Source organism: Cyanobacterium stanieri LEGE 03274 (genome assembly GCF_015207825.1).
Lineage (GTDB): Bacteria > Cyanobacteriota > Cyanobacteriia > Cyanobacteriales > Cyanobacteriaceae > Cyanobacterium > Cyanobacterium stanieri_B.
In genome coordinates, this window is record NZ_JADEWC010000011.1 from 76,845 (window position 1) to 93,591 (window position 16,747).

The 16,747-nt window shown below is 35.9% G+C and carries 13 protein-coding genes and 1 CRISPR repeat array; of the genes, 7 read left to right on the top strand and 6 right to left on the bottom strand.

The features are described 5' to 3' along the window. The first annotated feature begins 2 nt into the window (after positions 1-2). The 5 genes from cas3 (at position 3) to cas2 (ending at position 5,433) form a co-directional block, all read left to right on the top strand. Positions 3-2,282 (top strand): type I-D CRISPR-associated helicase Cas3', encoded by a 2,280-nt coding sequence (gene cas3 / locus IQ215_RS06825; protein ID WP_193800563.1) that lies wholly within the window; start codon positions 3-5, stop codon positions 2,280-2,282. An 80-nt stretch (positions 2,283-2,362) separates the two neighbouring features. Continuing rightward, positions 2,363-3,172 carry a CRISPR-associated endoribonuclease Cas6 gene (gene cas6 / locus IQ215_RS06830; protein WP_193800564.1) on the top strand — a complete coding sequence of 270 codons (810 nt, stop codon included), beginning with the start codon at positions 2,363-2,365 and terminating at the stop codon, positions 3,170-3,172. 30 nt (positions 3,173-3,202) lie between these two features. Continuing rightward, a complete protein-coding gene (cas4, locus tag IQ215_RS06835; protein ID WP_193800565.1) occupies positions 3,203-3,793 on the top strand; it encodes a CRISPR-associated protein Cas4 in 591 nt (196 codons plus the stop codon). 330 nt (positions 3,794-4,123) lie between these two features. Then, on the top strand, positions 4,124-5,131 hold the full coding sequence (gene cas1d, locus IQ215_RS06840) for a type I-D CRISPR-associated endonuclease Cas1d (RefSeq protein WP_193800566.1): 1,008 nt from the start codon (positions 4,124-4,126) through the stop codon (positions 5,129-5,131). 29 nt (positions 5,132-5,160) lie between these two features. Next, the gene (gene cas2 / locus IQ215_RS06845; protein ID WP_193800567.1) at positions 5,161-5,433 is read left to right on the top strand and encodes a CRISPR-associated endonuclease Cas2; all 273 of its coding nucleotides are present in this window, start codon (positions 5,161-5,163) and stop codon (positions 5,431-5,433) included. Positions 5,434-5,653: 220 nt separating this feature from the next. Continuing rightward, positions 5,654-7,222: direct repeats of the CRISPR family, unit length 37 nt; unit sequence GTTTAAACCAAAATAATACCTACCAAGGGATTGAAAC. 106 nt (positions 7,223-7,328) lie between these two features. On the opposite strand, the gene IQ215_RS06850 is transcribed toward cas2, so the two are convergent. Then, positions 7,329-8,525, bottom strand: a complete 1,197-nt coding sequence (locus IQ215_RS06850) for an RNA-guided endonuclease InsQ/TnpB family protein (protein ID WP_193800568.1) — start codon at positions 8,523-8,525, stop codon at positions 7,329-7,331. A 196-nt stretch (positions 8,526-8,721) separates the two neighbouring features. Next, positions 8,722-9,027 (bottom strand): 2Fe-2S iron-sulfur cluster-binding protein, encoded by a 306-nt coding sequence (locus IQ215_RS06855; protein ID WP_193800569.1) that lies wholly within the window; start codon positions 9,025-9,027, stop codon positions 8,722-8,724. Positions 9,028-9,357: 330 nt separating this feature from the next. On the opposite strand from IQ215_RS06855, the gene IQ215_RS06860 reads away from it, so the two are divergent. Then, on the top strand, positions 9,358-10,896 hold the full coding sequence (locus tag IQ215_RS06860) for a phytoene desaturase family protein (protein ID WP_193800570.1): 1,539 nt from the start codon (positions 9,358-9,360) through the stop codon (positions 10,894-10,896). Between the two features lie 152 nt (positions 10,897-11,048). On the opposite strand, the gene IQ215_RS06865 is transcribed toward IQ215_RS06860, so the two are convergent. The 4 genes from IQ215_RS06865 to thrS all read right to left on the bottom strand — a co-directional run bounded on the left by IQ215_RS06865 (position 11,049) and on the right by thrS (position 15,847). Beyond that, the gene (locus tag IQ215_RS06865; RefSeq protein WP_193800571.1) at positions 11,049-11,999 is read right to left on the bottom strand and encodes an NAD-dependent epimerase/dehydratase family protein; all 951 of its coding nucleotides are present in this window, start codon (positions 11,997-11,999) and stop codon (positions 11,049-11,051) included. Positions 12,000-12,056: 57 nt separating this feature from the next. Further along, complete coding sequence (locus tag IQ215_RS06870; protein WP_206688533.1) at positions 12,057-12,923, bottom strand: shikimate dehydrogenase; 867 nt, start codon at positions 12,921-12,923, stop codon at positions 12,057-12,059. Between the two features lie 89 nt (positions 12,924-13,012). Then, positions 13,013-13,882, bottom strand: coding sequence for a prephenate dehydratase (gene pheA, locus IQ215_RS06875; RefSeq protein WP_193800572.1), 870 nt, complete (start codon positions 13,880-13,882; stop codon positions 13,013-13,015). Between the two features lie 147 nt (positions 13,883-14,029). After that, complete coding sequence (gene thrS / locus IQ215_RS06880) at positions 14,030-15,847, bottom strand: threonine--tRNA ligase (RefSeq protein WP_193800573.1); 1,818 nt, start codon at positions 15,845-15,847, stop codon at positions 14,030-14,032. A gap of 161 nt (positions 15,848-16,008) precedes the next feature. Between thrS and IQ215_RS06885 the strand changes: the two genes are divergently transcribed. Then, positions 16,009-16,747, top strand: a 739-nt coding sequence (locus IQ215_RS06885; protein ID WP_193800574.1) for a DUF4335 domain-containing protein, incomplete at its 3' end; no start/stop codon positions are given.

Genomic DNA, 16,747 nt, shown 5'->3' on the forward strand with positions numbered 1-16,747 from the left:
TAATGAATAATCACAATATATCCATTAAATTAGAAGCAAGAAGTATCGCTAAATGTGGTACTTTACCACCTGAATTAGAATTTATGCAAACTGCCTTACAACATCAAGTAGATGTTTTTGAACAAGCTAAAACCCATGATTTAATTTTGGATTTAGCCCCTACAGGTACAGGAAAAACCAAGGCGGGATTAAGCACTTTGTTACATAACCCCACTAAAACTGCGATTTATGTTGCCCCTACTAATGCTTTGATTACACAACAAACAGAGGCGGCAATTAAATTTGTCAAAGAAGCTAATTTACCTCATATTGTTAAATCGGCTTCTGCCAAAGAAATTAAACAATGGAGTGATAATAGAGTTGGTAGAAGATCAGGAGAAAAACTATATAATGTTTTGCGTAATCCTAGCACAATTTTTCCAGAAATTGGTGAAAATAAACCTTTATTATTAGTTACTAACCCTGATATTTTTTATTATGCCACTTTCTTTGCTTATAATCACTTAGATAAAGATAATATTGCTAGTCAATTTTATAGTAAATTTTCTACTGTTATTTTTGATGAATTTCATCTTTATAGTGCTAAACAATTAGTTAGTTTATTTTTCTATTTAGCTTTATCTCATGTATTTGGTTTTTTTAAAAATAATCGCAAAATTATTCTTTTAACTGCAACACCAGAACCAGCTTGTAATGAAGCCTTAAAATTATTAGGGCAAGAAGGAGTAAAAATTGCCTATGTTGATGGTGAAAGTGAAAATAAGAATTTAATTCCTTCTCAAACAGCAGTTAATTTAGAAATTAGACCACTATTAGATAAAGATATTTTGTTAACTGAAATCAAAGAAGAAGTTATCAAAAAAATTAGTAATTATCCTGAACAAAATGGAGCGGTTATTTTAGATTCTAAAGACTATATTAATCGTTTATCAGACTTATTAAAATCAGCTAATTTAGATACTTATTTTGGCAGAATTACAGGTTCAACTTCTCAAGCAGAAAGGGCTATTTCCGCAGAAAAACAAGTTATTTTAGCAACTAGCACTGTTGATGTCGGTTTTAATTTTGAAAAAAATCCTCAACCTGATAGACAAAATTTAGATTGGTTAATTTTTTCCACCAGAGATTATTTTAGTTTTTGGCAAAGATTAGGGAGAGTAGGAAGAGTTTTAGGGAAGAAAATCACAGATATTCCCTCAGGTGCGATCGCTTATTTACCATCAAAAGCATGGGAAGAAAATATTACTGATTTGGACATTCAAGGAGGTAGAAAAGCATTAACAGAAAAACTAGAAAAATTGGTTTGTCTTCAACGTCCTTTTTTAGATATTTATTGGAAATCAGAAGCATTTTTAGAAATAGCTAAACCTTTATTAGAATTAGAAGAAAAACTAGAAAGTTTACCAGAAAGTAATTTAGTTATTACACTTTTTCAAACTATGCAAAATATTTTAGGTGGTAATAAAGATTGGAAATATTATCGTTATCGAATGAAAATACTCAAGGGTGCTGAAAATATCAGTAAAAGTTCTATTAAAGATATTCAAAACAAGTGGAGATATATTAAAGGTGGACAGATTTTCGTTAAAAATTATTTTAAAGCTAAATATCCTGAAGATTATGAGAATATAAAGAAGGGAATTAATAAAATTGAAGAGTTTGAAAGTGTATTTAAAGAACATCGAGACGTAGCGGAAGATTTGAAAGAATATGCTGAAATTTTTACAGCAACTTATGCCCCTTTATTTCAATTTAGAGAGAGTTTATTTGAAAGTTTATTAATTAAAGATCCTCATAATTTTTTAGTAGATGAAGTTGATGAAACTATTTTAGATCCGATTCATTTATTAAGATATTATGAATTTATTAATAATGGAGATTATATTGAAATAACCGCTCGTGCTAAGGACATTTATCAATTAAACTTTTCTTTAAGATATTTTGGTACAAATCAAGAATTTAAAAATAATGAACTTAATAAATTAACTGCGTGGAAAAACTGTCGTATTGCTCGTACATTAGGAAGTGCGATCGCCCCTACTCCTCTTATTGAGAAGTTAGAAAAAAAATTAATACCTGGAGTTATTATTTCTACTGCTATTAATCAGGGAATAATTATTCAACTAAGAAAACAAGGTTTAATCTCTTATCCTATTAATGTTAGATGCAAAGACATGAGTAAAGAATATACTTTTTTCCCCACTTTATCAGGTATTTTAACCATTGCAATGGTTGGTTTTCGATTGAGTTTACCAGATAATGAAAATTTTTATATCACTTAAATATCAATTTAAACTAAATGGTTAAAGAGAATAATTATTACGTTATTTTCTACGTTTTAAAAATCAATCATTCACTAATTATGCCCCATAGTCTAGTCATCAACTTTACCCCTATAAATAACATACCTGTTAACTATACTTCCGGAAAACATTTACACGCTCTTTTTCTCAATCTAGTTAACTCTATCGATAATGAATTAGCAGAATATTTACACCGATCGCACTCTAACAAAGATTTTACCATTAGTCCATTACAAGTTGTTAACAATCATCAGAATCAACTTATTTGGCAACACCAAAAAAATATAAAAAAAGACTCAAATTGTTGGTGGAGAATTACTCTATTAGATGATACCTTATTTAGCAAACTAACTAAATTATGGCTTAATTTAAGACCACAAAAACCCTATCACTTAGGTAGCGGAGAATTGATAATCACCAGTGTTTTAGCTAGTCTTAATAGTCATTCATGGGCTAATGCCATTAGTTATCAAGAATTATATAACAAAGCATCTGAAACAGAAAGAAATATAACCTTTAAAATATATACACCTACAGCCTTTAGACAAGGAAAATATGATGTATCATTGCCCACCGCAAAATTAGTATTTAATAGCCTATGGAGGAAATGGGAAAAATACAGTAATATCAGTTTCTCTACCGTTAATTTTGACTGCTTATTTCCTGCTTATTTTGATATAAATACCGAAATAATTATTGAACCAAAAACTAAATTTATTGGCTGTATAGGTACAATCAATTATAAGATTTTAGGAGAGGTGGAAACCACAATTATTAAACAAATCAATACCCTAGCAGATTATAGCTTTTTCAGTGGACTAGGCAGAAAAACAACCATGGGTTTTGGGGTACTAAAAAGATTACCTTAATTATCATAAATAATTTCTTCTTTATATATTATGGAAAATCAACTTATTCCCATTGCATCCTTAAACCATTATTCCTATTGTCCCCATCGTTTTTGGAGGATGTTTTGTGCCTCAGAATTCACTGATAACCAATATACCATCGATGGTACAACTTTACATGAAAGAGTCCATACCGTAGGAGATTTAAACTTAGGAGAAACATGGCAAATTAGAGCAATTTATCTCAAATCTGAACAATATAAATTAATTGGTAAAGCAGATTTAATTGAAGTAGAAAATGGCACTTTTTACCCTGTGGAATATAAACGAGGTAAAAAAGGCGAATGGGCAAATGATGAATTGCAAGTTGTTGCCCAAGCCTTATGTATAGAAGAAATGACTGGTACTCATGTTCACACTGGTTATATTTATTACGCTCAAACCCATCAAAGGCAAGAAGTAAAAATTAACTCATCCTTAAGGCAAAGTGCGATCGCATCTATCAAAGCTATTCAAGAAATTATAGAAAAAGAAACCATACCCAAAGCAGAATATAGCAAAAAATGTAAAGGATGTAGTCTTTACTCCGCTTGTATGCCCATAGCAAAAGATAAAATCAAACGCTATCGGGAAGAAGAATAAGTTTGTAGTAAGGGCTTTAGCCCTTTTTTCAAAAGGTAAAATCAAATGCTATCAGGAAGAAGAATAGGTTTGTAGTAAGGGCTTTAGCCCTCTTTTCAAAAGATAAAATCAAATGCTATCAGGAAAAAGAATAAGTTTGTAGTAAGGGCTTTAGCCCTTTTTTCAAAAGATAAAATCAAATGCTATCAGGAAAAAGAATAGTTTTGTAGTAAGGGCTTTAGCCCTCTTTTCAACAATAAATACCAGTAAAATTTTCAACCCGTATTAATGATTAAGATTTAATAACCCCACAAAAAAGCAACTACCAACATTCATAATAAAGTAACAAAAATGGGAACAATTTATGTAACTCAAGATGACGCTTTTATCGGTAAAATTGACGAAAGAATTCATATAAAAGCAGATAAACAAAAACTATTAGAAGTTCCATTAATAAAAGTAGATGGATTAGTAATTTTAGGTAGAGCAAATTTTTCACCAGCCCTAGTAGCTGAATTGTTAAAAAGAAAAATTCCCATGAGCTTTTTAACAACCACAGGAAAATATTTAGGAAGACTCGAACCAGAATTAAGCAAAAATATATTTGTAAGAAAAGCCCAATGGTCAGTAGAAGAAAACACAGAAAAATCAATTCATATAGTCAAAGCATTTATCCGAGGTAAACTTAAAAATTATCGCAATTTTATTAAACTTAGACATAGACAAATACCTAATAATAGATTACAAAACAGTAGTGATAAAATACAACAAATAATTGACTCTTTAGATTATAAAAACAACATCAATTCCCTCAGAGGTTTAGAAGGTGCAGGAAGTGCCATTTATTTTGGTTGTTTTGATCAATTAATTAAAAATAAACAATTCAGCTTCAGTACAAGAAATCGTCGCCCACCTACCGATCCTGTCAACTCCTTATTGAGCCTAGGTTATGCTCTACTAAGGCATGATCTACAAAGCGCTATCAATATTGTAGGATTTGATCCCTATTTAGGTTATCTTCATGTTTCCCATTATGGCAGACCGAGTTTAGCATTAGATTTAATGGAAGAATTCAGACCATTAGTTACCGATGCTGTAGTATTAAATCTCATCAATAACCAAAAATTAAACCCTAAAGATTTTATCACCGAACCTCTCAGTAACGCTTTATCCTTAACCAAAGAAGGATTAAAAATATTTTTGCGTTCGTATGAAGAAAAAAAGCAATCAAAATTTAAGCATCCTGTATTAAAAAGACAATGTACCTATCAAGAAGCATTTGAAATTCAAACTCGTTTTCTCGCTAAATACTTAATGGAAGAAACAGAACAATATCCACCATTAATTATAAAAAAATAAAACCAATAGTCATCAATTATTAAGATAAAATGTTTGTTGTAATCAGCTACGATATTACCGATAATAAACGAAGAACAAAAATACATAACATCTTAAAATCCTACGGACAATGGGTGCAATATAGTATTTTTGAATGTGATTTAACCGACACTCAATATGCCAAGCTACGTCACCGACTCAGTAAATTTCTTAAGGATGATAGCGATAGTATTCGCTTTTATTTCTTAGGGCAATGTTGTCAAGGTAAAATAGAACGCATTGGAGGTGAGAAACCCCCTGATAACACCATCTTTTTTGCGTAAAAGTTAGGGTGTAAATGTACTAATACTCTATCAATTCTCCAAAAGTCTCTCATTGAAAGGTTTATTCTTGTCTTTTAAAACTACCACCCTTACACCCCTTACCATAGCTAGTGTGTAAGTTATTTTACAAACTATTCTGTATCTCTATGTGTTATTATTATCTTAGTCTTACGACAATGAACCTTGAAAATTATATATATCAAAGGCTTCAAGTATGGCCGTTTAAACCAAAATAATACCTACCAAGGGATTGAAACACAGATTTTTAACAATGCTACCAGTGAGCAAGAAGTTTAAACCAAAATAATACCTACCAAGGGATTGAAACTTCTGTTTCTATTCATGTGCTATAATCCTATGGTATGTTTAAACCAAAATAATACCTACCAAGGGATTGAAACTCTGCGGGGAACATCTTAATCGAAGCTGTAGATTATTTAGGTTTAAACCAAAATAATACCTACCAAGGGATTGAAACATTTTCTTTGTTTAATGGCGTACCACCGCCGTAAAAAAATTGTTTAAACCAAAATAATACCTACCAAGGGATTGAAACCTTATCTTGTGAGAGGTAAACGAGCAACGGATAATGTTTAAACCAAAATAATACCTACCAAGGGATTGAAACTAATACTTGGTCTGATGATGCTATTGGTTGTTTGTTTAAACCAAAATAATACCTACCAAGGGATTGAAACAGATCAGATATTAAAATCTATTTTTGCTACTAATGGTTTAAACCAAAATAATACCTACCAAGGGATTGAAACAAGGCTGAAGCCTCTACCTGTGTCGCCTTGTTTAAAAGTTTAAACCAAAATAATACCTACCAAGGGATTGAAACATCGTGGGAAGCCCTAACACCTTTCAAATTTTCACGTTTAAACCAAAATAATACCTACCAAGGGATTGAAACAATAACAGGGAATGTTGCCCGGCACCGCCACGAGATCCAAGTTTAAACCAAAATAATACCTACCAAGGGATTGAAACTCAAAATCGCGAGACACTCGATTTTTTCTAGGTACAGTTTAAACCAAAATAATACCTACCAAGGGATTGAAACCCCAATACCGATTCACGAGATCCAATGGCATTTAATGTTTAAACCAAAATAATACCTACCAAGGGATTGAAACATTCTAACCAATGGTTAAGCCTGAATGATAAGTTTAAACCAAAATAATACCTACCAAGGGATTGAAACTTATGGGGTGGGTGTCTTCGGAGTTTCCTCAATGGAGTTTAAACCAAAATAATACCTACCAAGGGATTGAAACAGCGGGTTCTTTTTCTGATGCTGACGAGGAAACAAAGTTTAAACCAAAATAATACCTACCAAGGGATTGAAACAGCCCGTGATAAGGCTTCATTAGCGGTATTTTGTGCGCGTTTAAACCAAAATAATACCTACCAAGGGATTGAAAGAAGTATGGTCATTGGGGAGTTTTGGAACATGTGTTTAAACCAAAATAATACCTACCAAGGGATTGAAAGTTTTATCTCAATCTGCACCATCCGTAATTTCGGGAATGTTTAAACCAAAATAATACCTACCAAGGGATTGAAAGTTGGAAAGCAACAAGGGATTACAATTCCTTTTATGTTTAAACCAAAATAATACCTACCAAGGGATTGAAAGTTCCTATCCAAGTCCTAGCAACTTCAATTACTTTATCCGTTTAAACCAAAATAATACCTACCAAGGGATTGAAAGATATAAAAATGACCGCTCCAAGTAGTTCCTGTTGTGTTTAAACCAAAATAATACCTACCAAGGGATTGAAACTTGAATATCTGAAACTTCAAAATTATTAATTAATTCTTTCTTTTTGTGCGGACGTATTGATATTCTCCGGTCACCAAATCAAAGATTATGGTAAGGGATTCTAACTTCAACCACCCAACTTATCAATCAAGTTTTCACTCAGTTGACAGAGGTTGATGTGTCCATTAGCGTTTACCAGTTCCAGACTGGAAGTTTGGGATTGCCCACCCCTACTTAATTCTCTTAATGCTTTAGCTAAAATATTGATTGCCCCTGCTTCATCCCTATCCATTACACAACCACATTTACAAATATGAGTTCTTTGAGATAAAGTTTTCTTGACTATCACTTTACAGTTAGGACATTCTTGACTGGTATACTGTGGATTTACAGCAAAAACAATTTTGCCCATCACCTTACCATAATATTCTAACCAATCAAAGAAAGTTCTCCAAGAAGCATCATTAATACTTTTAGCTAAACGGTGGTTTTTAACCATATTTTTAACAGTTAATTTCTCATAAGCTACGACATCGTTAGATGACACCACGCACCGAGCTAATTTTACAAGCCAGTCTTTACGTTGCCTTGATACTTTTAAGTGTTTTCTACCTAACTTCTTAATCGCTTTTTTACGAGAGTTACTACCTTTTTTCTTTTTGCTAACTTGTCTTTGCAATCTTTTTAATTGCTTTTCAGATTTTCTTAGGTGTCTTGGATTCTCTACTTTTTGACCATTTGAGTCGGTATAAAAATGAGATAAACCTACATCTAAACCGATAGCATTCCCACTAGGTTTAATATCCTCTTGTCTTTCTTGGTCAATACAAAATTGTACATAATAACCATCAGCACGGCGAATAACTCTAACTCGTTTAATTTGATTGAGTTGATAGAAATTCAGGTCAAAACCACCTCGCATTTTAAACCACCCTGCTTTAAAACCATCACGGAAGTTAATAGCTTTTCTATCTTTTGAAAGTTCCCACCCAGAGGTTTTATATTCCACAGAGCGTCCTTTTTTGTATTTCGGAAAGCCTTTTTTCTTGAGAGAAGGATTTTGACAGTTATCATAAAATCTCTTAATAGAAGCCCAAGCTCTTTCTGCACTGGCTTGACGAGCCATAGAATTGAGTTTCTTTGCCCATTCAAATTCTTTAGCTAATTCTTTACAGAGCCTAGATAAATCATACTGCCCAACCCCTTTATTATCCATCCAATAACGAAGACAAGAATTACGCACAAAAGTAGCAGTGCGAATCATCTGATCTATTTTTTTGTATTGGAATTGGTTGCCGTACAATTTAGCTTCGATAACTAACATTATTTTATGGTGATTGAGTACCCATAAAATCAATCTTAACGCAAAGATTCGATTTTGTGTAGAATCCTACGAATGTTTTTTTGTTGGTCAGCATTCATCCCGTCACCAAAACGATTGATTTTTTAGTTTATGGTGAGGGCTTTCTGCTGACATTTTAGGTAATATGCTACGTTCTTGATTAAACTATTAAAGGTACTTATAAATCTAATAAAGCATCTTCTTGATGAGTTATAACAGTACAATTAGAAGTCGCGTAGGCTTTGCAAGTGAGGAAAAAACCCGCATCGATTTCTTTTTGTTTTAAAAAATCATAATCGTGATCTACTGTACCTTCTGTTAGTTTTCCTGTACAACTTACACATACCCCCGCACGACAAGAATAGGGCAAATTAAAACCCTGTCTCTCTGCTGCATCTAAAATATACTCGTCTGGCATTACGTCGATAACGGTATCAATTCCTAATTGTTCGTTAACTAGATGAACTTTATAACTGTTGGACATTTTTATAAAATTTGAAGTAAATAAATATTAAAAACAGGTCAAAAAACACTCTTTTGATAACTTAATAAAGCACAAAAAGTATTAAAAAATAATATGTTTTATTGATTTATCTTGATTATGCTTGTACGGAAAATTAATTTGATTTTTACCTAAAAGACTTTATTCCATAAAAACTTTTATTTTGATCAATGGTTTGTCCTTAACAAACATAGTCTAAGAGTTTAGTTTTTTGTCAGCTAATTTTGACCTTCTTTATATAGTAAATCTTTAAGGATAATCAATAATCCTTTATGCTGAAATTATTAAATAATCTTTACATTTTGATTAATCATGGCAAATCAAGAGCAAACAGATATTGTAATTATTGGTAGTGGTTTAGGGGGTTTATGTTGTGGGGCAATGTTAGCAAAGTATGGGTATAACGTTATTGTCTGTGAAAGCCATAACTTGCCTGGGGGTGCTGCCCATGGTTTTGAGTATAAAGGTTTTAAGTTCGATTCGGGCCCTTCTTTATATTCGGGTTTATCTTATTCTCCTTCTACTAATCCATTACGTCAGGTTTTAGACATCATTGGGGAAGATGTGGAGTGGAAAAATTATAATAATTGGGGTTGTTGGTTGCCTGAGGGTTATTTTGATGTGGCGGTGGGCGCTGATGATTTTTATAAATTGTTGCTTAATTTAAGGGGGGAGGATGCAGGTAAGCAGTGGCGTAGGTTGCAGGAGGTGATGAAGCCTTTGGGAAAAGCATCTACGGCGATTCCTCCTGGGGCTTTTCGTTATGATTTGGGAGCCATTTTTACCCTAGCACCCTATGCAGTATCTATGCTTCCCTACGTCTTTTCGGCAGGGAAATTAACGGGGAGTTTTGGCAAAATTATGGATGAGGTGGTAACGGATGAGTTTATCCGTAATTGGTTAGATTTACTTTGTTTTATGTTGTCTGGTTTACCTGCCCATGGCACTTCGGCGGCGGAGATGGCTTTTATGTTTGCGGAGTGGTATCGCCCTGATGTGGTGTTGGATTATCCTGTGGGGGGTAGCGAAGCGCTGGTTAAGGCGTTGGTTAGGGGTATGGAAAAGCATGGGGGGCAGTTATGGTTATCTAGTCATGTGCAGGAAATTATGGTGGAGAATAATCGGGCTGTGGGGGTTGTGTTGCGTAATAGCAAAACTATTAGGGCAAGGAAGGCGGTGATTTCTAATGCTTCGATTTGGGATACTATTCCTTTAATCGGCGAGGGGGTATTGCCGAAGGATTTTGTGCAGGGGGTGGAAAAAACGCCGATGAATGATAGTTTTATGCACTTACATTTGGGGATTGATGGGGCTGGTTTACCTGCAGATTTGCCTTGTCATCATATGATTGTCAATGATTGGCATAGGGGGGTTACGGCGGAGCAAAATGTGGTGGCGGTGTCGATTCCTTCTTTACTAGATGCTAGTTTAGCGCCTGAGGGTAAGCATTCTATTCATGTTTATACTCCCGCTACTGAGCCTTATTCCTTGTGGGCTGGGTTGAGTCGTAATAGTGATGAGTATCATGAGTTGAAAAAGGTGCGATCGCACCTTATGTGGGAAGCGTTAGAAAGATTTATCCCCGATATTAGGGAAAGATGTGAAGTAACTTTGGTAGGCACTCCTTTAACCCATGAAAGATTTTTAAGGCGTTATCGAGGCACTTATGGGGCTGCCTGGAATGCCGATGAGGGTTTATTTCCAGGCTCTACTACTCCTATTAATGGTTTATACTGTTGCGGTGATTCCACTTTCCCCGGTATTGGTGTTCCTGCGGTGGCTGCTAGTGGTATGATTACGGCTAATACCCTCGCTTCTGTGTGGCAACATTTACAAGTGTTAAACAATTGATAATTGATAGTGGATAATTGATAATGAAATTTTGTTTAATCACGGTGTAATTATTAAGTTTGGGTAGTCTGCCATTAAAAGATAATATCTTGTTAATTTTTCCACTGTGTATCTAATATTGAAATAATAAAAAAATTATTATCAATTATTAATCAATCATCGATGGTTATGTCTAAAAGTTTATCTAAATTGGGGGCATAGCTAGGGAGAGAAAAAGTATTAGGGTTAACGGGTTGAGCATAGGTAAAGTGGCGGTAATTGAGACAGAAATAATCCCAATCCGCCATCTGAATCCGAAATACTTTGATAAAGATATTGGCTAACCAAATGGGTAATGGTATTTGAAAATAGACTTTTTTATTAATCTTTTTACAAATGGTTTTTATGGCTTGACTGGCGGTTAAAGGTTCGTTACCTAAAACTAATTTATTATTATAAATAGGGTCTAATTTATCTCCATTTTCTACTAAATAACTAATAACCGTGGCGATGTCTTGCCCATGAATAAAGTGGAAACTGCCATCCGCATTAAACCAACGAATTAACCCCATCCATTTCTGAGTAATATCTTTTAAGCCCCCTGATAAATGGGAATAGGGTTTATCATCAGCGCCCCCAAACACCAAGGTAGGATATACGGTTATGATGCGATCGCCCAGTGCCAAATCTGCTAACTTAACATAACACTGATATTTTGTGCGGATATAATCCGTACCAATTTCCCCCGCTTCGTTCAACAATTGATTATTACGATCTAAAATACTAGCAGTGGAAAAGTAAATGATTCGTTGACAATGTTCGGCACTAAGGGCATTTATCAGATTAATATTAGCTTCCACATTTACCGCATAGGATTCTTTCTCGCCTCCCCAACAAGTAGCGGTAAGAATGGCAACATTAATAGTGCTAAGAATATCTTGATAATCAAGGATATTTTCAAGGTTTCCTTTTAAAATATTGATGCCGGGGCGATAATTATAGTCAAATTTTAGTTTGTCGGGATTTCTGACTAAAAAATAAAGTTCGTGATTGGTTTCTTTAATCAAAGATTCAGCCATATAATGACCAATACAACCACTTGCCCCAGTAACGAATATACGCATTATAGTATTTTGTTTATTTATTTCTCGATAACTCCTGTTTATTGTACAGATATAGAGTTAATTTTGTGGCAAAAAATCGAGCAACGCATCACGCATCACATCCACGGGGGCTTTTTTTCCCGTCCAAATTTCAAAACCGACAGCGCCCTGTTGTACTAACATTTCTGTGCCATCGATAATGGTTGCCCCTTGTTTTTGGGCTTGTTGTAACAAAAGGGTAGGTCGTGGGGTATAAATTAAATCATAGACGATCGCCCCAGGTTTTAACAAAGAAATTTGCTGATTATTTAAAGGAGATTTATCGGTATGGGGAGACATTCCTAGGGGGGTAGTGTTAACGATTAAATCACTTTGGGGCAAAATTTCCGTCAATTCATCCCATGGGTGAATGGTTACTTTTGCTTGTAATAGTTGATAATCCCAACTATTTTGAAACTCTTTCAATTTATCTATATTACGCCCCACTACTTTGATTTCCTTACAACCTAACTGGGCGCAACCGACAATTACCGCCCTAGAAGCGCCGCCATTACCCAAAATGATGGGGGTGACATCTGCCCAACTGCGATTTAACGCCTTGAGAGGGGCTATAAAGCCATCAATATCGGTGTTTGTGCCATGCCATCCATCAGGGGTTTGCCATACGGTATTCACTGCACCGATGAGTTTGGCGGTATTGGTAATATGACTTAAAAAGGGCATCACGGCTTGTTTGTGGGGAATTGTCACGTTAAATCCTTTTATATCCACTGCCCGAAAGCCATCAAGGGCGGTTTTTATATCATCTTCCATGACGGGGAAAGGCACATAGGTATAATCTAGGTTTAAAAGGGCGATCGCCCGATTCTGTATAATAGGCGATAGGGAATGTTCGATAGGATTACCGATAATACCAAGAATTTTTGTTTTACCTGTAATTTTCATAATTAATCTTAGGAAATCGAAAATAGACAATTAACAAACTATAACCTGCAACCAGTCATCAGCAAAACCACTATTATTCCAAACCGAGATTAAATAGATAACTTTTCACACTGAGAGTAATCAATATTTAAAACATTATAATTACCAAATATTTTTAAAGTTTTAGTAAGAGATGATAAATCAGACAAAGCTATATTGAGTTCTTTTTTAGAGTCTTTTTTCTGCAAATCAATAAAAAACAGATATTCTCCTAAAGACCGCTTAGTAGGTCTAGATTCTATTCTAGTTAAATTAATATGATTTTCAGCAAAAATTTGTAAAGGTTTTACTAATACTCCAGGTTTATTTTTTTCAAAAGAAAAACCAAGAGACACATAGTCGCCATCTTCCCGTTTATCCTTACTTACCACCCAAAAACGAGTACAATTATCAGGATAGTCATTAATATTCGCTTCTTTTATAGGTAAATCATAGAGTTGGGCCGCCCGTAAAGATGCGATCGCCCCTGCGGTAGGATCATGGTTAACCACCTGTAGGGCTTCAGTGGTAGAGTTAGCCGCCACCAATCGGGCTTCGGGGGTATGTTTATCAAGCCACTTTTGACATTGAGCAAGGGCTTGGGGATGGGAATAAACCGTTTTGATACCCTCAAGGGAATTACCCCGAGACAAAAAATTATGTACCACAGGCAAAGTTAACCCCTGCTGAATTTGTAACCCATCCAACTCCCACAAACTATCCAACGTCATCGATACAATGCCTTGGATTGAATTTTCCACAGGCACCACCGCCACATCAGCCCTCCCATCGGCAACCGCCAAGAGAGTTTGGGCAATATTGGGATAGGGTACTAACTCCGTTTCCATACCCGTTTCCGCCTCTAAATTTTGGGCATAAATCAAGGTAGCAACTTCCGAATAAGTACCCTTTGGGCCTAAATGTGCAATGGATTTGATCATAAAAAATTTCGTTATGGTGGATAAATGCTTTGGGTGAGCAATAGAGAATGGGCAATGATTTTTGATCGTTTATACCATCAATTTATAACCATAAACCATTGAAAACTGTTCCCCATTCCCTGTTCCCCGTTCCCTATTATCAATTATTTATTCTATTCCTGCATCACGATTTTTGAGAGCTTTAGCCATTTTAGAAATGACCTCATCCACAGCCAAAGCCCCTAAATCGCCGTTAGCACGGGTACGAATACTCAGAGTATTACTTTCTACCTCATTACCGCCGATTACGGCCATAACAGGGATTTTTTCCTTCTCTGCATTACGAATCATCTTACCCAATCTTTCCCCACTACTATCAACCTCCGCCCTAATTCCTGCTAAGAGCATTTTTTGACAGACTTCTTGGGCAAAGGGTAAAAAGTCATCGTTAACCGCCATTAAACGGGCTTGGGTGGGGGCTAACCACAAGGGGAAATCTCCTGCATACTCTTCGATTAAAATGCCGATAAGACGCTCGAGAGAGCCAAAGGGCGCTCGGTGAATCATGACGGGGCGCTGACGAGAACCATCGGGGGCAATGTATTCGAGGTTAAATCTTTCGGGTAGGTTGTAGTCCACTTGTACTGTTCCCAATTGCCATTCTCGTTCGAGGGCATCTTGGAAAATAAAATCAAGTTTAGGCCCATAAAAAGCGGCTTCCCCCGGTGCTTCAAAGTATTCCATGTCCAACTTTTGCACGGCGTTACGGATAGCGCTCTGGGCTTTATCCCATACCTCTTGACTACCTATATATTTATCAGATTCAGGATCTCGGAAACTCAGACGGGCTTTAAAGTTTTTCAACTGAAGGCTTTTGAAGACTGATAAAATGAGATCTACCACGCTGAAAAACTCCGATTCTAGTTGATCTGGGGTAACGAATAGGTGGGAGTCATCCACGGTAAAGCCCCTTACCCTAGTTAGTCCTCCTAATTCCCCTGATTGTTCGTAACGGTAAACGGTGCCAAATTCCGCTAGGCGCATGGGCAACTGACGGTAGGAGCGCAGTTCACTTTTATAAATTTGGATGTGAAAGGGGCAGTTCATGGGTTTCATGACAAAACCGATTTCTTTCTCCATTTCTTCGGCGTTATCGGCCATCATGGGGAACATATCTTCTTTGTAGTTTTGCCAATGTCCTGAAATTTTGAATAAATCTACCCTACCGATATGGGGGGTTACTACGGGTAAATAACCTCTTTTTACTTGCTCTTGTTTGAGGAAGTCTTCGAGGGTGGAACGAATTAACGTGCCTTTGGGTGTCCAAAGGGGTAAACCGGGCCCTACGGGATCTGAGAAAATGAATAAGCCTAGTTCTTTGCCTAGTTTGCGGTGATCTCTTTTGAGGGCTTCTTCTTTACGGCGTTTATATTCGGCTAGTTGTTCGGGGGTTTCCCAAGCGGTGCCGTATAGTCTTTGTAGTTGTTGGTTGTTGGCATCTCCTCGCCAATAGGCTCCTGCAATAGATTCAAGGGCGATCGCCTTCGGGTTTATATCTCCAGTGGTTTCGAGGTGTGGCCCGGCGCACAAATCCCACCATTGATCGGCTAAATGGTAGATGGTGATGGGTTCTTCTTTGATGCTATCAAGAATTTCTAGTTTATAAGGCTCATTAATTTCTTTGATGCGGTTTTGGGCTTCTTCTCTGGTGACGACTTCCCTGACAACGGGTAATTTTTTCTTGATAATCTTAACCATTTCTTTTTTGATGGTTTTAAGATCCTTTTCTGTCAAAGGTTCGGGCAAATCGAAGTCATAATAAAATCCCGTCTCTGTCCAAGGCCCGATGGTTACTTGAGCGTTAGGATATAATTTTTGTACTGCCATGGCCATTATGTGGGAGGTGGTATGGCGTATTTTTTTTAGGTGTTCTGATTCGCTGGTACGGGGTAATTTTATTACTTCTGCTATGGATTGATCTGCCATAAAAATAAAATATATATTAATTCTCTAAAATACTATTATCCCATTATTTTAACGGGATCTCTGCTTATATTATTTTTTGAACTATGGACAATGGTGATAATTGCAATTAACCATTGATTTTTATTATCCATTCTCAATTATCAATTATCAATTATTTCAACATGAGTAAAGAATCTTTATACAAAAGTTATACGCCCCCTACTTGTACTCTCAATATCTATAATCCTCCTTCTTTTTTACCTCTCAAGGGGCAAAGTTTGGCTCCTGATTATACTTTTGAGTTGAGTTTTGATGATCCGAGAATGCCTAGTGAAGATTTGGTTATGGTTAGGGGCGATCGCCCTTATTTGGAGAAAATTAGAGCAAAAATCAACCAATATCTGGATAAATACTTAAAAAACCTCAATTTTGAGCAAGGAGAGCTTGATAATGATGAAAACAACGATTTCCTGATTATTGGTAATGGTCAACTATATCATCTAATTAAAACTGAAGATAACCAATCCATCCAATTAACCCATACCCAATTTTTGGATTTTACCAACGCCCTCGAAGGGTTTTATCTTGATTTCCGAGACAATGAAAATAAAGTTTATTCCCCCTTTGCCCCCTTTAAAAGTATTGTGGGTATAAGTGCGATCGCCCTTATCCTTGTGGGTGGATTTTGGTGGTACAATCGTACTGTTATCAGCGAGGAAACAGAAGAAGAAATCGAAACCGCCACGGAAAACGATTTTCCACAATTACCAGAGGTGTTGCCCCCGACTCCCATCGATAGAGACTCTTTGCCCCCCATCACCTTACCCGATGTTCCCGAAAACCTATTACAACGAGAGCCTTTACAGCCTCCCACAGGGGATATTCCTTTACCGCCCAATGAGTTTCCCGCCCCTCCAAATA